This window comes from Chryseobacterium indologenes, from assembly GCA_016025055.1.
In the GTDB taxonomy this organism is placed as follows: Bacteria; Bacteroidota; Bacteroidia; order Flavobacteriales; family Weeksellaceae; genus Chryseobacterium; species Chryseobacterium indologenes.
On the sequence record CP065590.1, the window covers coordinates 3027171 to 3047191 of the forward strand.

Annotated in this window: 23 protein-coding genes, 1 tRNA gene and 2 pseudogenes; 11 read left to right on the plus strand and 15 right to left on the minus strand. The window is 34.0% G+C overall.

The window, feature by feature from the left end:
• Positions 1-67 precede the first annotated feature (67 nt).
• From H3Z85_13945 to H3Z85_13980, 8 genes are all read left to right on the plus strand, one after another.
• Positions 68-664, plus strand: coding sequence for a hypothetical protein (locus H3Z85_13945; GenBank protein ID QPQ50552.1), 597 nt, complete (start codon positions 68-70; stop codon positions 662-664).
• A gap of 225 nt (positions 665-889) precedes the next feature.
• On the plus strand, positions 890-1327 hold the full coding sequence (locus H3Z85_13950; protein QPQ50553.1) for a hypothetical protein: 438 nt from the start codon (positions 890-892) through the stop codon (positions 1325-1327).
• Positions 1257-2246: a hypothetical protein gene (locus H3Z85_13955; GenBank protein ID QPQ50554.1), complete on the plus strand. Its 990-nt coding sequence runs from the start codon at positions 1257-1259 to the stop codon at positions 2244-2246. Before H3Z85_13950 ends, H3Z85_13955 begins: the two co-directional genes overlap by 71 nt.
• Positions 2247-2256: 10 nt before the next feature.
• Positions 2257-2829, plus strand: a complete 573-nt coding sequence (locus H3Z85_13960) for a hypothetical protein (protein QPQ50555.1) — start codon at positions 2257-2259, stop codon at positions 2827-2829.
• Positions 2830-4030: 1201 nt separating this feature from the next.
• The gene (locus H3Z85_13965) at positions 4031-4438 is read left to right on the plus strand and encodes a T9SS type A sorting domain-containing protein (GenBank protein QPQ50556.1); all 408 of its coding nucleotides are present in this window, start codon (positions 4031-4033) and stop codon (positions 4436-4438) included.
• Between the two features lie 159 nt (positions 4439-4597).
• A complete protein-coding gene (locus H3Z85_13970) occupies positions 4598-4891 on the plus strand; it encodes a type II toxin-antitoxin system RelE/ParE family toxin (protein QPQ50557.1) in 294 nt (97 codons plus the stop codon).
• A gap of 13 nt (positions 4892-4904) precedes the next feature.
• A complete protein-coding gene (locus tag H3Z85_13975; GenBank protein QPQ50558.1) occupies positions 4905-5207 on the plus strand; it encodes a HigA family addiction module antidote protein in 303 nt (100 codons plus the stop codon).
• Positions 5208-5574: 367 nt separating this feature from the next.
• Entirely contained in the window at positions 5575-6600 is a 1026-nt protein-coding gene (locus tag H3Z85_13980; protein ID QPQ50559.1) for an ATP-binding protein, read from the plus strand.
• On the opposite strand, the gene H3Z85_13985 is transcribed toward H3Z85_13980, so the two are convergent.
• From H3Z85_13985 to H3Z85_14000, 4 genes are all read right to left on the minus strand, one after another.
• Positions 6589-8520 (minus strand): S8 family peptidase, encoded by a 1932-nt coding sequence (locus tag H3Z85_13985; GenBank protein QPQ50560.1) that lies wholly within the window; start codon positions 8518-8520, stop codon positions 6589-6591. The genes H3Z85_13980 and H3Z85_13985 overlap by 12 nt on opposite strands.
• Before the next feature lie 107 nt (positions 8521-8627).
• Entirely contained in the window at positions 8628-9047 is a 420-nt protein-coding gene (locus tag H3Z85_13990) for a hypothetical protein (GenBank protein ID QPQ50561.1), read from the minus strand.
• A 152-nt stretch (positions 9048-9199) separates the two neighbouring features.
• Positions 9200-9279: transfer RNA gene (locus H3Z85_13995), tRNA-Leu, on the minus strand.
• A 92-nt stretch (positions 9280-9371) separates the two neighbouring features.
• Positions 9372-10139, minus strand: a complete 768-nt coding sequence (locus H3Z85_14000) for an MBL fold metallo-hydrolase (GenBank protein QPQ50562.1) — start codon at positions 10137-10139, stop codon at positions 9372-9374.
• A 54-nt stretch (positions 10140-10193) separates the two neighbouring features.
• Here H3Z85_14000 and H3Z85_14005 point away from each other — a divergent pair.
• Together H3Z85_14005 and H3Z85_14010 are read left to right on the plus strand one after the other, a co-directional pair.
• Positions 10194-11620 (plus strand): annotated as a pseudogene (locus H3Z85_14005) (TonB-dependent receptor).
• A 13-nt stretch (positions 11621-11633) separates the two neighbouring features.
• Positions 11634-12083, plus strand: coding sequence for a GAF domain-containing protein (locus H3Z85_14010; protein ID QPQ50563.1), 450 nt, complete (start codon positions 11634-11636; stop codon positions 12081-12083).
• A gap of 75 nt (positions 12084-12158) precedes the next feature.
• Here H3Z85_14010 and H3Z85_14015 read toward each other — a convergent pair whose 3' ends face one another.
• The 9 genes and pseudogenes from H3Z85_14015 to H3Z85_14055 form a co-directional block, all read right to left on the minus strand.
• A complete protein-coding gene (locus H3Z85_14015; GenBank protein ID QPQ50564.1) occupies positions 12159-12626 on the minus strand; it encodes a cupin domain-containing protein in 468 nt (155 codons plus the stop codon).
• A gap of 190 nt (positions 12627-12816) precedes the next feature.
• Positions 12817-13575: an ABC transporter substrate-binding protein gene (locus H3Z85_14020; protein QPQ50565.1), complete on the minus strand. Its 759-nt coding sequence runs from the start codon at positions 13573-13575 to the stop codon at positions 12817-12819.
• A gap of 26 nt (positions 13576-13601) precedes the next feature.
• Positions 13602-14923, minus strand: a pseudogene (mgtE, locus tag H3Z85_14025) (magnesium transporter).
• A gap of 174 nt (positions 14924-15097) precedes the next feature.
• On the minus strand, positions 15098-15268 hold the full coding sequence (locus tag H3Z85_14030; GenBank protein QPQ50566.1) for a hypothetical protein: 171 nt from the start codon (positions 15266-15268) through the stop codon (positions 15098-15100).
• A 34-nt stretch (positions 15269-15302) separates the two neighbouring features.
• Positions 15303-15446 carry a hypothetical protein gene (locus H3Z85_14035; GenBank protein ID QPQ50567.1) on the minus strand — a complete coding sequence of 48 codons (144 nt, stop codon included), beginning with the start codon at positions 15444-15446 and terminating at the stop codon, positions 15303-15305.
• A gap of 155 nt (positions 15447-15601) precedes the next feature.
• The gene (locus H3Z85_14040; protein ID QPQ50568.1) at positions 15602-15748 is read right to left on the minus strand and encodes a hypothetical protein; all 147 of its coding nucleotides are present in this window, start codon (positions 15746-15748) and stop codon (positions 15602-15604) included.
• Positions 15749-16099: 351 nt separating this feature from the next.
• Positions 16100-16243 carry a hypothetical protein gene (locus H3Z85_14045; protein QPQ50569.1) on the minus strand — a complete coding sequence of 48 codons (144 nt, stop codon included), beginning with the start codon at positions 16241-16243 and terminating at the stop codon, positions 16100-16102.
• 138 nt (positions 16244-16381) lie between these two features.
• Positions 16382-16537 (minus strand): hypothetical protein, encoded by a 156-nt coding sequence (locus tag H3Z85_14050; protein QPQ50570.1) that lies wholly within the window; start codon positions 16535-16537, stop codon positions 16382-16384.
• Between the two features lie 196 nt (positions 16538-16733).
• On the minus strand, positions 16734-17282 hold the full coding sequence (locus H3Z85_14055) for a pyruvate decarboxylase (protein QPQ50571.1): 549 nt from the start codon (positions 17280-17282) through the stop codon (positions 16734-16736).
• 183 nt (positions 17283-17465) lie between these two features.
• Here H3Z85_14055 and rpsO point away from each other — a divergent pair, with 183 nt between their 5' ends.
• Entirely contained in the window at positions 17466-17735 is a 270-nt protein-coding gene (gene rpsO, locus H3Z85_14060; protein ID QPQ50572.1) for a 30S ribosomal protein S15, read from the plus strand.
• Between the two features lie 111 nt (positions 17736-17846).
• On the opposite strand, the gene H3Z85_14065 is transcribed toward rpsO, so the two are convergent.
• The gene (locus H3Z85_14065) at positions 17847-18203 is read right to left on the minus strand and encodes a DUF4260 domain-containing protein (protein ID QPQ50573.1); all 357 of its coding nucleotides are present in this window, start codon (positions 18201-18203) and stop codon (positions 17847-17849) included.
• Between the two features lie 313 nt (positions 18204-18516).
• Positions 18517-19941, minus strand: a complete 1425-nt coding sequence (locus tag H3Z85_14070) for a sugar MFS transporter (GenBank protein ID QPQ50574.1) — start codon at positions 19939-19941, stop codon at positions 18517-18519.
• Positions 19942-20021 lie beyond the last annotated feature (80 nt).

The following is a 20021-nucleotide window of genomic DNA, read 5'->3' on the forward strand; positions in this document are numbered from 1 at the left end:
TGAGGAGGGAAGTATTTTTAGTCAAAATCATATCTTGTAATTTGACAGAACTATGGTGCTGAATGTATTGTATGATGTTTCAACTGATATAGGAAATGCACAGGAATATATTTATTCTTCTAAATATAAAAATTGTATATTAACTGAAGATGAGACTTTTTATAAAGAGGGAAATGGGAAAATAGAAAATAATATGAAATGCTCAGGAAAAACAGTTATGGATACAACCAATAAGAAAAATATACTGCTATTGATTTTACTGCTTTTCCAAGCAACGTTTGCTCAATCCGGAAAAACGTCTCCTATTATTACAATATCCGGATCCTGTAAGTTAGGATTCAAAACTTATGATAAGGAATTTAACATGTATCAGAATCCTTTTATTTTGAACGACGGAAAAAAATATAGTATAAAAGGATATAATCATGCTAATTACTCCGGTGGAAAGATTCTCAGTATTTCGCCAGATAAAAAATATATAGTCCTTGATTATATTTCGAAAGGATATGTGGATGATGGAATCAATAAAACATTATATGAGAATTATCTATGTGTTATTGTTGATGTTGCCAAAAGAAAAGTGCTTACTGAATTGCAGGGAGACTGTGGTGGTCATTGGAACAAACAAAACAGATGGATAAATGATGGAAAGATAATATTTTGATGAAATTGATTACTGGAATGTACAAGTTAGTAGCTAAGAGTAAATCAGTGAATTTTTCCAGATGAACAATAATTTTTTTTACTGCTTTCATCTTCAGGGCAAGTGATCCGTCTCAAAGTAATCTTTTAGGTTATTTATTAAAATCAAACGAAATCGTAGTCCGGCGGCATAATGATTTTACTTTTTAACCTACATCATATTTTATAATTTAACACTTTCATTACTATGGATAGAGTAAAGAACGAAGGAGTCGGAAATACTCCTGAAACTCAGAATCAGGCAGCTGCTCAGGATATTGAGCAAATGAAGGCCGGCAATAGTAAAAAGATGGAGGAAAAGCGTGCTGAAAATGACGAGAAAGATAAAAAAGAAGAAGGTTTATTATTGGCCATAGACGGGGCTAAGATAAAATTCAATGCTCATCTGGGGACATTTAAAGTTTTAAATGATGTACCGACCACGCAGGATAAGCTTACAGGAACTGTCGTAGAAAAACAAGTTCCCAATTTTATTTTTGATGATGGTTTTATCCTGACACAACCTGCGGAATGGCAAAATTTTGGAACAGTAAAAAGTACAGGACAGCAAAGTTTTGCTGAAACAGTCATTTTTACCGGGAGTAGGTGCTATACCCGGGACACCTCCCGAAACCGGGAAAGTTGAATTCGTAAACTCAGGACAGGTGAATATACCTGACAGTATTGATACAAAAGGAGCTCCGGTACCTCCTGCTCCTGTTCAGGTAAGCATAGGCAGGGTAATCAGAGGAAATCCATATGTCGGAAAAAATGCAACATCCGTGACAGGGCTGCCTGATAGTGTTCCTTTAAATAAGACTTACGAACTTAAAGTTACAGTAACCGGAGCAGGTTCCGTTAATTTATCAATAGTAAACTCAAGTCCAGATAATGGAAATGCCAGTATTACACCTTCTACTATTACAGCTACCACTAAAGTAACTATAAAAGGAACGGCTATGACAAAACCGGGACATGGAGGACAACTTAAGATCGAAGCTAAAGTAGGAAACGCAAGAAAGGCCACTTCCCAGGGTTTCAGCGTGTGCTGCCATCCTATCAATTATACAGACACCTATGTTGGCGAAGTGAATACTTCCACAAGACTGGGAGTAATTGTTCAGGATGGGTGGAGTTCTGATAATGGTGTTTTTGCAGATTTAAAGGAAATTGAAATTAAAGAGGTGGTTGATTATGTAGGTAGAAATGATAATCCCCCTTTTCCTGCCAGAGGCGGGTCAGCTGATAATTCAGGATATCTGGCCGGGGATCAGCTGACTCAGGATACCCATTCAATGGCGAGAGCAAATATTACGTTGGGCAGAGCAGGAATTTCAGAAGCCAATCAATTGTGTATATATAAATGTAAATGTTGTGGAGCTGTTGATATTGTTCATCCGAATTCCGGTTTTAAAAGAATTCATGAAGTATATAATAAAGGAACTGCCAGCGCACCACAATGGAAACATCGCACAAGAAAAATAGGAGCTGCAGTAACAATAGGTGGGTTTATAACCGGTGCAGGAAATGCAAATGTAACAAGTCAGGATCATAATTTGCCTTAAAAATAGTATTATGAAAAACTTATTAATTATCATTATCTTATTCATTAATGCACAGTGTGCTTCACAAAATACTACTAAAATGAACAGTAACAACAATATAAGCGTTAATATTACACCAGGTCAGGGAAAAAATCTGCTTAATGGAGTAGTATCCTCCATCCTGACAATTACTAATAATTCTTCACAGGATATCAGTATTTTATTATTTTACCCTAACCCGAATGATCTCTCTTTTACATCATCATCTCCGTTGATAAAAATAAAAGATAGACAATGGAACGACAGTGAGCGCTCGGCTCCTATTAAAATTGGGGCTGGAAAGTCATACCAGGCAACGTATTTTTTAAACAGATACTTTAATTTTCTTCAAGAAGGAGAAATCAGCATGCAATATAATTTAGATCTGTTTGTTGCAGCAGATGGAGGCTCCCCGAAAAGTTCAGCTTACCATGGTACTTTCAATATTAAAGTTGTTAGGGGCTCAAAAGATGAAGTCTACCAGCAAATCTTATATTATCAGAATAATTTAAAATCTGATCATCCCAGTTTAAAAAGGAAGCTGAAGAAGCCCTTCTTTATTTAGCTGCAGGGAGTGAGAATTAAGTTAGGCTCATTTCAATCGATAAATCCTGCTGTTACCTGGAGGTCATAAAATTTAACGGAAATTATACAAAAGCATATGAAAGTTTATTCTCATTAAATATTGATGCTTTTAATGATACCGTTATCTGGTGTAAGTTCAAATTGGAAAAAATAGTATAAATAAAGTATGAAACTGACAAGAACTACCATGTTATTAGTGCTTTAAAATAAAAGAATACCTTAACCTCCTAATGCTTTGGGAGGTTTTTATTACCATTTACCAAACAAATGAATACGGACATAAATGCTTATAAATATCACTGTTCGATGATATATTTTTTGTATATTTAAACGTTCGATTATTTAATTTCGGATTTTATGTATTCTGCCCCCGATGAGCGGGCTGTGTATATTTTAAGTATCTGCAGCTGGAATTAGCAACTGCTTAATTTACTTTTGTCCTTTTATAACGAGGTTTTTTATACGAAATAAAACCACATGATGAAATGTTTCGTATATCAACATACTACTCATTTTTTGAGTTTTTATGGTTATTAGTTTTTATCTCCAGAGAAATCCGGGGATTTTTTATAGCATGTATCTTATTGTATTTCAGGTTTATTTGTGAACTATTTTTTTGAATGGACCACAAATATAAGAATTTCATTAAACGGTGAGCGTATTGGCACATGTATTGTTAGTATTGATGAGGGTTTTTAAATAAATCCTGTTCAACACCACATCATTTTTCTATAATTAATCACACACTTAAACTTCATTTTTTAATGAAGTTTTTTTATTTTTTTAATTATTTATGGTTTATATATATACTATTTGTTTACTGTGCCTTTGTTTTATGAAAAGGAGTTTTTTATCAATATGCAGTGTAAAGACTTATTTCAAACTATTATTGTGAATCTTATTTATTCATCGAAGAAAAGCCTTAGCTAAAAACTGCTTTTACCTGTGGTGGAGCAGAAATTTTTGAAAATATTCCTAGAGGTTCCGGTTGTTTTGAAACAAATACCTGGATTAACAATAATATTACCTGGACAGCTTCTGACTCAAGAACTGATCAATTTATTAATGGTAAAGCAATTACTATCCGGAATGGTAATTTAATGAGTTCTGTAATTAATGGAGGAATTAAAAGTCTTACTATGACTACATAACTGAAATTTGCTGGAAACCCTGGTGAACTTATGGTAGAAATAGATGATATTCCGGTTGGGACAATACCTTTCAGTTCCATTGCAACTGTGACTACTATTGATAATTTGAATGTAACCGGTGATTTTGTAATTAAAATTTTGAACCCAAATACAGGACAGCGAATTGCAATTGATGATTTGACCTGTACATGTTATTCAACTTTAGGAGTTAATGAAAGCACTAAGTCGGTTCAGGTTCCAATTTATCCTAATCCGATTAAAAATGGTGAGTACCTACATCTTAATACAATAGTAAATGAGGTTAGTATTTACGATAGAGAAGGGAGGCTAATTAAAAGGTCAAATGTGAAAGACAATTCTCTATTGGTTAATAGTCTTTTAAATGGAGTATATTTCATTAAGATAGGTAACTCTATATATAAATTTGTTGTTATATAGCCTTATTTAATAAGTGAAAATAAAATGTAAAGTAAAAAGAATGAAAATAATTTTGATATTTAAAATGTAAAGTGTAACTTTGCACTTAACAAAACAAATAATAACCATGAAAGCGATTAGTAAAACAAAAAAAGTAAACAAAATTTTAATAATTAAATTATGGGTATTGAATCTATTAAGCATAAAGGCTTAAGATTGTTATACGTCGAAGGAGACGTAAGTAAGGTTCAACCACATTTAGTGAAGAAAATAAAAATTATACTATCTGTGATTGATACATTAGAAAAAGTTCCTGAAGACCTTAAAGGTCTTAGACATTTAGAACCTCATAAATTACAAGGCAATTTATCTGAGTTTTGGGCAATATCTGTTTCGGGAAATTATAGAATTATTTTTAAGTTTGACAGTGATACTCAACAAGCCACACATTTGGATCTTATTGATTATCACTAATACATAAAGTATTATGACAATTGAAAGACACAAAAGTATTAATGTCCATGCTGGAGAAGTTCTTAGAGAATTTGTAATTGAGCCAGCAGAGCTAACAGTGGGAGAGGCTTCTACATATTTAGATGTAACAAGAGTTACTCTTTCTAATATTCTTAATGGGAAAAGTGCAATTACTCCAAATATGGCCCTTAGAATAAGTTACGTCTTTGGAGGTACACCAGATTTTTGGCTTCGTTTACAAAGAAAGTATGACCTTATGAAAGCCGAAATAGAATTTGAAGAAAAAGGTTTGAAAAAATTTATCGTAGAAAAGTAGAAATTAATAGCGCTTATTTTAAAATTAAAAATAAATCTGAAAAAAGTTGTTCTAATATTAGAACAACTTTTTTGTTTTAAAATAGTGTATTTATTCTTATAATTAATAAGTTAGAAATATTTCAATTAAAACTTATCAGAATTAATAATGGGAATAGATTTATTAAACAGTTTGTAAATTACTATAATTAAATATTTATGTATTAATTAATTTTCCGACATTTTCAAAATAAATTTAAATACGACATGTTTTGTCGTATTTGGGGTTGAGATTTACATTTTATTTATTTCGCCAATATAATTTAGTTTTTTATATTAACAAATAAAATTCATATAGTCAATTAAAAAAGTTAACTTTGCATCAAATAATGGCTCAATTAGATTACATAAAAGATATTGCTAAATATGGTCTTGAAAATGATCAAGAGCGTTTATTATCTGTATTAAATGATTTAATTGAATTTTCAAAAAAAAATAGAAAACTCAATTTTGCAATTCAACTTCAATCAATACTAAAAGACTCTTTACAATATCAAAAGAGTAATTCTTTAACAAAAATCGGTTCGGAAGTACACTTAAATCGAATTGAAGACAAAGAGATTTCCGAATTAATCTTAGAAAAAATCACTTCGGATTATACTTTAAATAATATAATTGCAAACGAAAATATTTATAATGAATTAAAGTTTTTCATTGAAGAGCATCAGAAAATAAATATCTTACAACAGTTTAACTTGCCGGTATCCAATAAACTACTTTTACATGGACCTTCTGGGTGTGGAAAAACCTTAGCATCTTATGTAATTGCGGGCGAATTAAATAAAATGATGGTTGTTGTTAACTTAGGAGCTATTGTGTCTTCTAAATTAGGTGAAACAAGCAAGAATTTATCAAAGATATTTAAGAAAGCAGCCATTGAAGACTGCATTATCTTTTTGGATGAGTTTGATAGCTTAGGTAAGATTCGAGATTACAATCAAGATCACGGAGAAATGAAACGTGTTGTTAATACTATCTTACAACTATTTGATTATTTACCTCAAAATAGTCTTGTCATTGCGGCGACTAATCAAAAAGATATGTTGGATGAGGCTTTACTTAGAAGATTTGATAATATTATTGCTTTTCAACTTCCCAATGAGCAGGAAGTTAAAAAGCTAGTTGATTTAGTATTACAAAATGGTAATTTTAAATTTGATAGTAAGATTAGCGCAAATAAGATTATTAAATTATGTTTAGGACTATCTTATTATAGCATTCAAAAGACGTTAATTACTGCTGTAAAACGAAGCCTTTTTGCTAGTAAAGAACCAGAAAAAATATTATCTACCAAAGTAAGTACTTCTATTTGGCTTAAGCTTGTTGAGGCTGAAAAGCGATCTTTAAATATCTAATTCATTGATTTCAGAAGTTAGGTCTAATTCAACATGTTGAATTGCCTCTAGTTCATTAAATAATTGTATTTCATCATATAATTTTCCTTTCGGATCTTTAACGGTTTCCTCAATAGTTAATGCAATTGAAAATGGAAACTCTGTAGGATAGCTATCTGGTAGCCCACCAACAATTTGCTTGGATAATTTTGCATGAATTGCTAATTTGAATGTGCTATCCTCTTTAATTAAATCATCAACATTTACACGTAATTCTATTTTTTGAGTGTTAGAGTATGGTAAAGGTTTGGAAACGTATCTTCCGTTTTCAGACCAAGATAATGTTGAACGAAGTTTAGATGTAAAACCAGCATCTTTATCATCGGCTTTTATAATATCATCAGCAGAGTGGTTTTTGAATATTGAAAAAGCCATGTGTATTGGATTATAGGATAGTTGATTATTTCTGAGTGGTAAGAATTTAAAACATAAGGTAGCTGTAATTTTAAATCTCTTTTTTACTACACCAAAATTTTCTTCAATTAAATATTTCGGGAAATTGATAGGATATACTCTTATTTTACCGCTTCTTATTTTATCCTCTAAAATTAAGGTTGCAGTATTTTCATCAGAATAAAGGCTTTTGGAATCGTTGATTAGACCATTTCCTATAACCCTTTTATGGATATTTTTAGCATCAGAAGGGAAAGGTATTAATTTTATTGAAGCACCATTTATTATCAAAGCTTTTATGCTTTCATTGGATAGGTTGGGGTAATTTTTTATAATTCTTGCAGCAAGGTTAGCTACTAATGGTGTAGCGAAACTTGTACCTACCTCTTGCATTATGCCTATATCTGGACGAGCTGATAATAAGGTGAGAGCTGGTTCATCCATCCAATCCAAAGCATTTTGTCTGAAATATCCTACATCGCCACCGCTTTCTATAACATCTGGTTTAAAATAGTTTTTATTGGTTTTCTTAGGGTTATAAATTGCTGATAAATCAATGTGTCCCTTTCTCGTATATAATGTAGGAAATTCCCTTCCTGTAGCAATACCAAGAAACGCTCCATCTTTTAGATTATCTGCAGCTGCTCCAATAGTAATATTATTTAGACTATCAGAAGGAGTTGATAGGTTGGTGTCTTCTCTATGAAAATAAGATAAATCGTAATTGGTGTTATCATAAATACAATTATTGTTATTGCCGGTGCAAATAAAGATTAAACTATTAGTTTCATATGAAAATTTATCTAAGCTATATGTATAGTCTGAAAATGTTTCATTATTTTCCAAAAATTTACCATAGCATGTTGTTAGAGTAAACAATCTAATTTCTGGATATTTTTCTTTTACATCATATAGCATTTTTAATAAATCTACTTCTGAGATATATCCACTTCCTGTTTCACTAATTTTTATTGATAACAATTTTGCATCAGCAATAATATTGCCTTCAAAGTTATTTCTATGATTATATTTTCCTAAAGCGGCTAAACCTGCAACTGCAGTTCCATGTCCCAATCTATTTCTCCCTGCTTGATCAATTAACGGATTTCCTGCAAGAGAAAATGTTGTATCCTTGATAATTATATCTGACAGTGCTGAATCGAAACTAATTCCAGTATCTATAATTCCTATAATTGGTAGGTCTTCATCTTTATTATCAATATTAAAACTGAATTGGCGTTGGACTGTGTTGAATTCTCCAGGGCGAACAGTGGTGAAGGCTGAGCAAGTAGCACTTTCAATGATATCATAATTTTGAATAATTGTTTTAATATCTTCAGCTGTGGGATGGTGTAATTCTATTCTGTTATTAACATTGTCGTATTTATAGTTTAATTCATTATCTTCAAGATAATGAATTAAAGAATTGATTATTTCGTGCTTTACTATTTCATCTAATGGTAGATCTATTAAGGATAATTGTACCATGTCTCCTGTTTGATCTAGTTGAAACTTTAGAATATCCGAAAATCTTAATAGTTGAAAGTTTGAAATATATTTAACGTGGTTATTATATTCTACATTGTGGCTTCCATTCAATTCCTTTTTAATAAATAACGTAATCTGTTCAATAAATTTTTCGAATTTATCTCTATCAATAATTGCAAATAAACCTTTTTTGCAAAATCATAGAAAGCTGTAGCTTCTAAGCCAAAATTATTATAATAATCATCAAAATATTTATCTATAATAAATTGATCCTGAAAAGTAAATACGATATAATCTATATCATGAGGAACTTCTAATTTATAATCTCTATTGCTATATTTTGTGTTTATATCTTCTTGGTATCTTTTTAAATCAGCTCTAAATGACATAGCCAATCTAAAATAATTCTTAGGAGTAATATCTTTTTTTTCCTCTTTTTTGGGATCAAAACCATAATTGTAATTGAATTCTTTTATTTCTGGTTTTTGTTGTTCATTTAAAAATTTTAAATGTGATTTATTCGACATATGGTTATAATTTTATATAAATATATGACAGAATATAGTGAATATCAAATTTTGTGTAAATAAAGAAAAAGAACATTTAAATAATAGCCACCCTTTTGACCACCCTAAAAAGCAAAAACCTCTGAAAATCAAATGATTTCAGAGGTTTTTTGTACCCAGGACCGGGATCGAACCGGTACTCCTAAGAACTGGTGTTTGAGACCAGCGCGTCTACCAATTCCGCCACCTGGGCTTGATGTTGAGTTCAAACGTGATGTTTGTTTCAAATTGGTGTGCAAATATAGGAACTTTTTTCAATGTTCAAAAGCTTTTTTGAATAATTTTTTAAAAATTAAGTTCCAAACCATCGTAGGCAAGATGGATTCCGTCCGGAAGCTCCTTATCTTCAATATCATGCAATCCTAAATGATGACTGATATGAGTGAGAAATAATTTTTTAGGTTGCAGCTCTTCAAAAAGTTTGATAACGTCCGGAAGAATAAAATGAGCCGGATGCGGATCAAATTTCCGGATACAGTTTAAAATTAAAACATCAAGATCTCTTAATTTTTCCTTTTCCGTTTCAGAAATAAAGCCGGCATCTGTGATATAGGCCAGTTTTTTAAACTTATATCCAAAAACGGAAATTTTAAAATGAATGACCTCAATTGGTGTAATGACGGTATCTAATACTTCAAACGGTTTATTTTCAATCTCATGAAGCTCAAAAGCCGGAGCTCCTGGATATCTTACATCCGCAAAAGCATAGGGAAAACGGTTTTTTATCTCATGAGCCACTCTCTGGTAACAATACAGCGGAACATCCTTGCCACTTTTAAAAATAAGCGGTCGCATATCATCCAGCCCGATCACATGGTCATTATGCTCATGGGTAATCAGGGTGATGTCTACCGTATGCTCATGATTGGTAAGCATCTGCTGCCTGAAATCAGGACCACAGTCGATCAGTATTTTTTTATTTTCTTCCGTAGTAATCATCACGGAAGAGCGTAAACGTTTGTCTTTGGGATTTTGAGAAGTACACACTTCACATGTACAGCCTATAACTGGCACACCTTGCGAAGTACCCGTTCCTAAAAATTTCAACTTCATTTTGTTTTGAGGTTGGTTTAATTTTGGTAAATTTACAAAAAATTTCATGTCCTAATGTATCAGAAACTAACTCCCAAACAAAAAGCATTAACAATTAACCTAGATCCTACTATTTATGGTACTTTCGCAGAAATTGGAGCAGGGCAGGAGACTGTTCGGCACTTTTTTAGAGCAGGGGGGCTTCCGGTACGATTGCCAAGGCAATGTCTGCTTATGACAAAGATTTTAGTGATGCTATCTACGGAAAAGAAGTAAAAAACAGGTACGTCACCCAAAACAGACTTCGAAAAATGCTCCGTTATGAGGTAGCTTTGATCGAAGAAAGAATTTCAAGGGATAATAACCCTGATAGAAAGTTTTTTTCTTATGCCAATACGGTTACCACCATCAACTTTGATAAGACGGTAAGAGGCCACGGCTGGGTAGGAATCCGTTTTCAGACCAAAGAAAATGAAGACTACAACGAGATCGTTATTCATGTGAAATTCAAGGAAAACGACGCGACCTTACAACAGGAAACGTTAGGAAATTTAGGGGTAAACCTTATTTTCGGAGCCTTCAACTATTATGACAATCCAAGAACTTTAGTAGAATCCTTATACGACGACGTAGCAAAAGACAATCTGGAGATCGATATGATTGACTTCAGCGGGCCTGCTTTTGCCTATGTTGATAACAGACTGATGTCTCTTCAGCTTGTGAAAAACGGAATGACAGATGCTGTTATTTTCAATTCACAAGGGAGTAATATGCTTCCGGCAGATGTATTGTATAAGAAAAATATTTTTGCAGTAAGAGGAAGTTTCAGACCCGTAACGAAAGTTAATATCGATATGCTTCAGAACGGGATGGATATGTTTTTTAAAGACGCCATCTGTACCCACGAAGAAACTGAAGTCCTTATCGAAATTACCATTTCCAATCTTAGAGCAGATGGGGATATTGATGAGAGAGATTTCCTTGACAGGGTAGATATTTTAGGTAAGTTGGGATATACTGTTATCATTTCAAATTTCTCGGAATACTACAGGCTCATTGACTATTTCGCTTCTTACACGACAGGTGATATAGGGGTGGCGATGGGAGTGAATAACCTGTTGATGGTATTTGACGAGAAATATTATAAAGATTTATCGGGGGGAATCCTGGAAGCATTCGGGAAATTCTTCAGAAACGGAATGCGGGTATACCTGTATCCGTACAAAGATCCTGAAACCCATGAGTTATTAGACTCATCGAATCTTAAAGTAGAAGAAAATCTTAAAGAATTATATAAATATTTCAAACGAAACGAGCGTATTGTGGATATTACCAACTATAATCCGGAGTTTCTTGAAATCTATTCCAGAGAAATATTAAGAAAAATTGCATGTTGCGTTAAAGGCTGGGAAACTCAGGTTCCGGAAGGCGTTGCAGAAATGATTAAAGAACGTGGAATGTTTGGGTATAAAGAAGAGCTTTCCCTAAAACAATTCTCTTAAAAAAATAAATATAATGTCAGAACTAAAGAAAAGACTTTCCTCAATTCTTGAAAGTCCTAAGCATAATACAGAAGAAAAACTTGAAAAAGTTTGCCACCTGCTGGATCAGGAAATTTCTTATTTCAACTGGACAGGTTTTTATTTCAAAAACGGAGATAAGGATGAATTGATCCTTGGTCCTTATGTGGGAGCTCCTACAGACCATACCATTATTCCGTATGGAAAAGGTATTTGCGGTCAGGTTGCAGTTTCCAATGAAACATTTGTGGTGCCTGATGTACACGAAGAAAGCAATTATTTAAGTTGCTCCATCGATACAAAAGCTGAAATTGTAGTTCCCATCTTTAAAGACGGAAAAAATATCGGCCAGATAGATATTGATTCTCATACGATTGATCCTTTTACAGCAGAAGATCGTGAGCTTTTGGAATGGCTTTGTAATGAAGTTTCCAGGATTTTATAATCAGAATCTGACAAAAATATAATAAAAACTCCGGCTCAAAAGCCGGAGTTTTTTATCAATATAGATAAGAACTTTTTACGGATTGTTTGTCGTAATCACAAACATGATTAAAGGTTCCTGACCGGTATTTTCAATGGAATGATAGCCTATCGAATGAATGGCGGTAATATCACCCTTCTGAAGCATTTTTTTGCGTATTGGCCCTTCTTTTCCCATTCTTTCCCGGTATTCTCCGGTTCCGTGTACTACGACATATAATTCCTGCTCGTTTCTTTCATTATGAGTATGAAACCCTGATTCATCACCTTTATTCAGTAAAACCATATAGGCAGCGAGACGGTTATTGGCCAGCTCTTTTTGATCAAACATCTGAATCATATAGACGGTTCCGTGACCACCATACATACTTTCACGTTTATCAATACGTGTAAAGCTTCTTTCGTCCTTTTCAAATGGCATTACATAGAGGTTGATATACTTTGCAACTTCTTGTATAACGTGGTCAAACTCTGCTCCTTCAGACAATATAATAGTTCCGGACATGTGTTTTTTTAATATTATTCAGACCAATTTACCAAAAATTACAGAATAAGACAAGCTGCATTTTTATCAGAAATGTTTTCTATTAAATTAAAGATATCTCAACAGGAATTTCGAATATCTAGCCATTATAAAAATCACATTCTTAGGAATCCAAGTGTATTCCACAACTGTTTGGTATCAGTTGAAATAGTTAAGAGGTTTTGCGGTTAAGATCAATCTGCGCGGAGTCTATCTCTGCCAATAGTTCTTTAAAGTAATTTTCACATTTTGCCATATGCGTTCCGTACCATGAAAAGGCCTCACCATCGACAATCATGATTTTTTTATCAGGATAAAAGACTTTCAGCTCTTCAATATGTTTTTCTTTAAAAGGGAAGGGTTCAGAGGAGAGCATAATGACATCGGCGTCCGCCAGATCTTCTGGGGCAATCACAGGATAACGGGTTTTATCCTTAAAAATATTTTCAAAACCTATTTCGGCTAAAATTTTATGAATAAAAGTATCTGCACCTATTGTCATATAAGGATTTTTCCAGATAAGATAGGCTGCCTTTACCTTTGTTTCAAGTTGAGCCTGGTTGAGAATTTCATAAATTTTAAGATTGAAAAGTTGCGCTCTATCTTCTTTTCCTAAGATTTTTCCAAGGTTTTTAAGCAGGTAATAGTTGTCTTCAATCGTCTCTACGTTAGTCACTATAACCTTACAATCTTCCATTAAGGCCTCCACCTGTTCCTTTACATTTTCCTCCTTATTGGCGAGAATAAGATCCGGTTGCAAAGCTTTTATTTTTTCAATATTGATATTCTTGGTACCGCCTATAATTGTTACATTTTTTACACATTCATGTGGGTGAATACAGAATTTTGTTCTTCCGATAATTTCGTGTTCGCCCGGTCCCAGATCAAATAAGGCCTCCGTAATAGAGGGTACAAGAGATACAATTTTCATATTGGCATGTTAGATGATGCCTAAAATTACAAAAGTTTTCCCGTTAAGAAAAGTCCGGCTACGGTAAAATAAATGATAAGTCCTGTCACATCCACCAAAGTGGCTACAAATGGAGCTGAAGAAGTAGCAGGGTCAAGTTTTAATTTTTTAAGACAAACGGAATCATAGATCCCGATAAAGTACCCCAAAGTACAATGGCGATAAGAGAAACGGAAACACTTAATCCAACATATGCCCAGTACTGGCCGTAATCAAACAGACCTATTTTTTGCCACAACATGATCCTTACAAAACCAATGATTCCTAAAATAGCACCCAGGCATAATCCCGAAATGATTTCCTTCCTCATGACATACCACCAGTCTTTAAGGCTTATTTCCTGAAGAGCCATAGCACGGATAATCAGGGTAGCAGCCTGTGATCCCGAGTTTCCTCCACTGGAAATAATTAAAGGAACAAATAAGGCAAGAACAACCGCTTTTTCAATTTCTTTATCAAAATATCCCATAGCGGAAGCGGTCAGCATTTCAGAAACAAAAAGAATAATCAGCCAGGTGGCTCTTTTCTTAATCATTTCCGTCCATGAAGTTTGGGTATAGGGAAGGTCTAATGCTTCCAACCCCCCGAATTTCTGAATATCCTCGGTGTTTTGTTGCTCAATTTGGTCAAGGATGTCATCTATTGTTACAATTCCTACCAGGACGCCGGCTTCTGTAATGATGGGAAGAGCGCCGCGGTCATACTTTTCAAAATATGTTACCGCATCCTCTTTTGAAGTGGTCGTTGTTATAGCTACGAAATGATTATCTGTAATGTCAGAAACAAGAGTATCCTCTTCTTCCAGCAGTAAAGTTCCGATAGCAAGGTCATCAATGAGTCGGTTCCTTTCGTCTACCACATAAAGATAGTTCATGGTTTCCACTCTTCTTCCGACCTTTTTGATTTGCTGAAGACATCTCTTTACAGTCCATTCCTTACGGATCTGAATATAATAAGGAGTCATCAGACGGGCAATAGAATCTGAGTTGTATCCTAAAAGTTTTAAGGCAATTCTTCTTTCCTGAGGGTTCAGGTGATTGATGGAATATTTGATCAGTTCATCAGGAAAATCCTCGAAAAGTGCAGTCCTGTCATCAGGAGTCATGGCGTTCAGGATTTCCGAAACATCATCACTTCCAATACTTCTGATGGTATCTTCCTGGAAATCAGGGTCAAGATGAGAAAATACTTCCGCTTTATACTCTTTCGGAACTTTCAGGAACGCGAGCAGCCTCTCATCAGCTGGTAATTCGCTGAGAGTTTCGGCAATATCGGCAGGGTTGAAGATAAGTTCGTCTCTAGAATTCAAAACGTGAAATTTTTTAGGATATGCAAAAATAATTCAAATTTTTAAGACTGACGAACAAACTGGGAAAATTAAGGATTAATTAAAGTGCAATGCCATGTAATAATAATAAAAAACACCCGCCGGAGCGGATGTTAAAAAAATTAAATTTTAAAAATTTATGTATGTCTATTTATTCTAAAAAATAGGCTCACATTCTGTAATAGGAGAAGGAAGGCAGAATCCTCCGGTACAACATGTACCCGGATCACACTTTGGTTCAGTGCTTCTGCATTTTTGCATCTGAAGGCTTCCTTTGATTTCTTTTTGTACCTGCCTGCTCAGTTTTTTAAAATTTGAAGTTTTCATGGCTATTGATTTTTAACAATTAAGAATATAATTTTTAATCCTCAAAACATGCATATTCCATACAAACTCCTTTGCAGCACATTCCATAAATACATTGTGAATGTTCTGTACATCTTTTTGGTCCTGCACCTTTAATTTCCTTGGCTGCTTCTCTGCTAAGCTTCTTTAGATTTTTCATATGATTTAGTTTTAATGTTTGACTAAAATAATAAATATTTTTCATGTATTCAACGGTGGGTGAAAATATTTGACTGTAAATCAAATTATTATGGAGTGTATTGCAATACCTGCCATAAAAGTCACTTGTAATAAACAGGTGTTGTTCTTATGCATTTATTCCAGAGGACAAGGGTATAAAACACATCTGTTTCTGCAACATGATCCACCCGGACATTCAAAATGTTCTGTACATCCTCTGATTATTCCGCTTCCTTTCATCTCTTTTTGCTCTTCTCTGCTGAGCTTTTTAAGGTTTTTCATACGATATGGTTTTTGATGAAATGATAATTTAATAAAATGATAAACTGCATCTTACTCTATACAGATAAACTCTTTACACATACCATTGCAGCACCATCCTACTGGACAAGGATCTGTATCGCTGCATCTTTGAAATCCTCCGCCTTTAATCTGCTTTGTCATTTCTCTGCTGAGTTTCTTTAAATTTTTCATATGATTTAGATTTTAATGTTTGTACTAAAATAGTAAATAATTTTTAATTACTCATTGTTTGGTGAAAATATTTAATTGAAAATCAAATTATTGTAGTATGTTTTTTAATTTGTATGACAAAAAAGCACCTGTTAAAAACAGATGCTGAAATGTATTTTTCTAATTGATAGGACACCTTTGTGGACTACAAATTCCCTCACAACACCAACCTACGGTACATGGTCTGGTATTGCTACATCTTGCAAGAGCTCCTCCGTTGATCTGTTTTGCCGCTTGTCTGCTAAGCTTCTTTAAATTTTTCATATGATTTAGTTTTAATATCAGACCAAAATAGTAAAAAATATTCAATTATTCCTTTATTGGTGAAAATATTTACCTGATATACAGTTGGTTGTATTGTTTTTGAAAAAATACTATTTGGCTAAATCCGGGGAGAAGTGTCTATAAATCCGGACACGCAGTAGAAATACAGACTCTGAAACAACATGATCCGCCGGGACATTCAAAAGGATATGTACATTTTTGAAGACCTCTTTCCGCTCCTGAAATCTGTTTCTGTTGATTTCTGTTGAGCTTTTTTAAATTTGAATTTTTCATAATGATGACATATTTTGTAAATCAAATCTAAAAAGTGATTCAACGGGCAGGTGTCGGTTGGATATATTCAGCAGGGTAGAGGCTATCAACGGCAAAAGATGATAACGGGAAGGATGTAAAGTTTAATAGAAAATTGATAGGTAAGGTGAAAACTACTCACAAACCATACGTGATAAATATTATAAATTTTCAGCTGTTAAAGTTCAGTTTCTGCAGGTTTCAGTTTCCTGAGTTTTTTGATGATATCTTTAATGGCTCCATCAGTGCCTATTTTAATCGAATTTACTGTTGATCCCAGTAAACGCATATTTTTTCGGTAGGTATCATAGTCAGATTCGGTAATCAGATTTCCGTCAGCACCGAAAAGCTTCATGCTTACAACTACCTGGTTTGAGAAAACATATTTTCCGATTCCCACTTTGAAATAACGAACTTTGGAAACAATAGCAAAATCAGCATCATTATTGACACAATAATCCGTGATAGTCTGCTTATCTATACTATCAAATGCAACCTGAACTTCTGCCCGGAGCATTTTTTTTTTTCTTCCACTGAAATTATCAGAAACAGCACTGAAAAAGGCGTTGTTGGTAGGCTCTTTTATTTCGTCAATATCAGGCTCTACCTCGGGATTGAAGTATAGAACCTTTCTTATTTTGTCTTCAGCGCTTTTTTGTGCTTTCACCAAAGTAAAGCCCACTGATAAGAAACTAACAACTGCTGTAAAAAATATAATTTTTCTCATTTGTAATTCGAATGCAAAATTACTGCCTTTTCGTTAAATTTTGTAAAATTTATTAAGAAATTTTTAACATTTTTTTCTATCAAATTTGATTTATGAAATCAATAATGTGAGAAGATGTTTGCAGAATCAAAAAATAGTTGTAATTTTGCACCCGTTACATAATAATCATTAAACAATATTGGAATGTACTTAACAACAGACAAAAAGCAGGAAATTTTCGCAAAACACGGAAAATCTGCACAAGACACAGGAAGTGCTGAAGGACAAATTGCTCTTTTCACTTTCAGAATCAACCACCTTTCTGCTCACTTAAAGAGTAACCACAAAGATTTCGCAACTGAAAAATCTTTGGTGAAATTGGTAGGTAAAAGAAAAAGATTACTAGATTACCTTAAGAATAAAGATATCGCAAGATATAGAGCGATCATCGCTGAACTAGGTTTAAGAAAATAATCTACAAAGATTTTCAAAAACAAGGCAACTTCGAAAGAGGTTGCTTTTTTTATTATACCGAAATTATAGCAGTCAACTGTAAATTTACTTCTCTGGAGAAGAGCCCGTAGTTTATATCTTTTTCCCGATCTTCCCTAAATGGGTATTCTGGAAACTATCCGGGTATTTTAAACCATATCCCAATAACCTGTCAAAAGCCGAGTGTGAAAATAAAATGGCTCCTGCCATTTGTAAATAAGGCAGAGATAAGGCCGCACCGGCAAGATAAACAATAATAGCCACACCGAGATGATGAAATAAATTGTAGCAAAAAGCACCTACTTTGTTGTTAACCGTATAACCCAACATGGAAATGTCGGGAGCAAGGAAAAATCCGGCAAACCACCACCAGGAATATTCTGTATGGGCAAAAGCTACAATTCCAAGAACTAAAAATGCCACGTATTCAAGATTTAACTGGATTTTCATAAGGATTATGGTATTTAGGTGATCTGTAGGGTAAGTCGGGATTTTGGGAATAAAGTTACACACTAATGTATACTAAAGGAATTTGAAGCTCTAAAATATTGGAAAATGCAAAGACACAAAGTTTTTTAAGCTTCATTTTTTAAGCGCAAGGGTTTTATCTTCAATAAAATATGTGATCAGCATATTGGTTTGCCACGAATGCACGAATAAAAAAGCGTTTTTCTATCCTATTTGCCTGTGTGGTTAAAAACAACAACAGGCCGTTTCCCGGTGGAAACAGCCTGTTAATATATTTAGTAAATATTATGTAATATTAATGCCCTGATTTGGCCTCCGTACTTTCTACATGACTTAGATATTTTGTGCAATAAGCACCGAAGATAAGAATCACCAGATAACAGAATACAGGAATAATAAATGAATGTTGTACGCCAAACTGATCTGCAAGATACCCCTGGAAAATAGGAACGATAGCCCCTCCCAAAATAGCCATTACCACCAATGAAGAACCCTGACTCGTATATTTTCCTAAGCCTGAAATGGCCAACGTATAAATGTTAGAGAACATAATGGAGTTGAAAATTCCGATTCCCAGAATACTGTACATAGCCAGCTCACCATGATTCACCATGGCTGAAATCAACAATATAACATTGATAGCTGCAAAAATAGATAACGTTCTTGCCGGAGCGGCTTTACCGATGAAAAAGGCAACGAAATTAAGAACAATAAAAACCAGGAAAAAGCTGATCTGGGCAAAGGTAAGATTCACAATGCTGAAAATCACAAGAAAAACTGCTGCAGCTGCCCCCAACATATAAACTGCTTTTTTCCCCTGACTTAATGATTGATTGAGAGAAATAGCTCCCAGGAAACGACCGATCATCGCGCCTCCCCAATATAGGGAAAGATAGTTTTTGCTGATAATTTCGTTAAAACCCATAATTTGGGGCTGTTCAAGGAAACTGATGATAAAACTTCCCACTGCAACTTCTCCGCCTACATAGCAGAACATCGCAAATACTCCGAATTTAAGATGACTGAATTCCAGAGCTCCCCAGCCTTTTACGATTTCTTCTTCTCCTATCTGAAATGACGGAAGCTTTACCCTGGAAATCAATAAAGCAACCAATAAAAGAATTCCCGCAAAAATCAGATAAGGAATTCTGGTCGCTACAGCACTGAATGAGCCATCCGGAGATGAGAAAAATTCAAATATCAGATGTCCTCCCAATACCGGAGCAATTGTTGTTCCGAAGGCATTAAAAGCCTGGGTCATATTTAAACGGCTGGAAGCAGATTCTTCACTACCCAATAAAGAAACATAAGCATTCGCTGTGATTTGTAAGACGGTAAAACCAAGCCCCAGAATAAACAATGCTCCTAAAAACAAAGGATAGTAGGAGAAAGTAGCGGCCGGATAAAACAGGATACAGCCGAAAGCTGCAAGAAAAATTCCAAATAGGATTCCTTTTTTATATCCTAATTTATTGATGGGATCTCCCTTGGAAATAGAGATCAGAAAATAAATAAGCGATCCTATAAAGTAAGCCCCGAAAAAACAGAACTGTACCAGCATGGATTCGAAAAAGGTAAGATTGAAAAGTTGTTTCAGATAGGGGATCAGGATATCATTCATACAGGTAATGAATCCCCACATAAAAAACAGCAGGGTGATGGTAATCAACGGGACCGTGTAATTCCTGCTTTGCGGTTGTACTTCTTTGTTCATAAACATTTATTTATCTGTGGTAAGGATGTATAAGTCCTTATCTTTTTTACTACAGCATTGTATTTTGTGAAGTAGGGCAAATATAG

What these genes read in the sequence shown, in the direction of transcription:
- H3Z85_13950 (QPQ50553.1), top strand. Translation starts at nt 890, where the DNA reads ATGGATAGAGTAAAGAACGAAGGAGTCGGAAATACTCCTGAAACTCAG.
- H3Z85_13960 (QPQ50555.1), top strand. Translation starts at nt 2,257, where the DNA reads ATGAAAAACTTATTAATTATCATTATCTTATTCATTAATGCACAGTGT.
- H3Z85_13965 (QPQ50556.1), top strand. Translation starts at nt 4,031, where the DNA reads ATGGTAGAAATAGATGATATTCCGGTTGGGACAATACCTTTCAGTTCC.
- H3Z85_13970 (QPQ50557.1), top strand. Translation starts at nt 4,598, where the DNA reads ATGGGTATTGAATCTATTAAGCATAAAGGCTTAAGATTGTTATACGTC.
- H3Z85_13975 (QPQ50558.1), top strand. Translation starts at nt 4,905, where the DNA reads ATGACAATTGAAAGACACAAAAGTATTAATGTCCATGCTGGAGAAGTT.
- H3Z85_13980 (QPQ50559.1), top strand. Translation starts at nt 5,575, where the DNA reads ATGGCTCAATTAGATTACATAAAAGATATTGCTAAATATGGTCTTGAA.
- H3Z85_13985 (QPQ50560.1), bottom strand. Translation starts at nt 8,520, where the DNA reads ATGGTACAATTATCCTTAATAGATCTACCATTAGATGAAATAGTAAAG.
- H3Z85_13990 (QPQ50561.1), bottom strand. Translation starts at nt 9,047, where the DNA reads ATGTCGAATAAATCACATTTAAAATTTTTAAATGAACAACAAAAACCA.
- H3Z85_14000 (QPQ50562.1), bottom strand. Translation starts at nt 10,139, where the DNA reads ATGAAGTTGAAATTTTTAGGAACGGGTACTTCGCAAGGTGTGCCAGTT.
- H3Z85_14010 (QPQ50563.1), top strand. Translation starts at nt 11,634, where the DNA reads ATGTCAGAACTAAAGAAAAGACTTTCCTCAATTCTTGAAAGTCCTAAG.
- H3Z85_14015 (QPQ50564.1), bottom strand. Translation starts at nt 12,626, where the DNA reads ATGTCCGGAACTATTATATTGTCTGAAGGAGCAGAGTTTGACCACGTT.
- H3Z85_14020 (QPQ50565.1), bottom strand. Translation starts at nt 13,575, where the DNA reads ATGAAAATTGTATCTCTTGTACCCTCTATTACGGAGGCCTTATTTGAT.
- H3Z85_14030 (QPQ50566.1), bottom strand. Translation starts at nt 15,268, where the DNA reads ATGAAAACTTCAAATTTTAAAAAACTGAGCAGGCAGGTACAAAAAGAA.
- H3Z85_14035 (QPQ50567.1), bottom strand. Translation starts at nt 15,446, where the DNA reads ATGAAAAATCTAAAGAAGCTTAGCAGAGAAGCAGCCAAGGAAATTAAA.
- H3Z85_14040 (QPQ50568.1), bottom strand. Translation starts at nt 15,748, where the DNA reads ATGAAAAACCTTAAAAAGCTCAGCAGAGAAGAGCAAAAAGAGATGAAA.
- H3Z85_14045 (QPQ50569.1), bottom strand. Translation starts at nt 16,243, where the DNA reads ATGAAAAATTTAAAGAAGCTTAGCAGACAAGCGGCAAAACAGATCAAC.
- H3Z85_14050 (QPQ50570.1), bottom strand. Translation starts at nt 16,537, where the DNA reads ATGAAAAATTCAAATTTAAAAAAGCTCAACAGAAATCAACAGAAACAG.
- H3Z85_14055 (QPQ50571.1), bottom strand. Translation starts at nt 17,282, where the DNA reads ATGAGAAAAATTATATTTTTTACAGCAGTTGTTAGTTTCTTATCAGTG.
- rpsO (QPQ50572.1), top strand. Translation starts at nt 17,466, where the DNA reads ATGTACTTAACAACAGACAAAAAGCAGGAAATTTTCGCAAAACACGGA.
- H3Z85_14065 (QPQ50573.1), bottom strand. Translation starts at nt 18,203, where the DNA reads ATGAAAATCCAGTTAAATCTTGAATACGTGGCATTTTTAGTTCTTGGA.
- H3Z85_14070 (QPQ50574.1), bottom strand. Translation starts at nt 19,941, where the DNA reads ATGTTTATGAACAAAGAAGTACAACCGCAAAGCAGGAATTACACGGTC.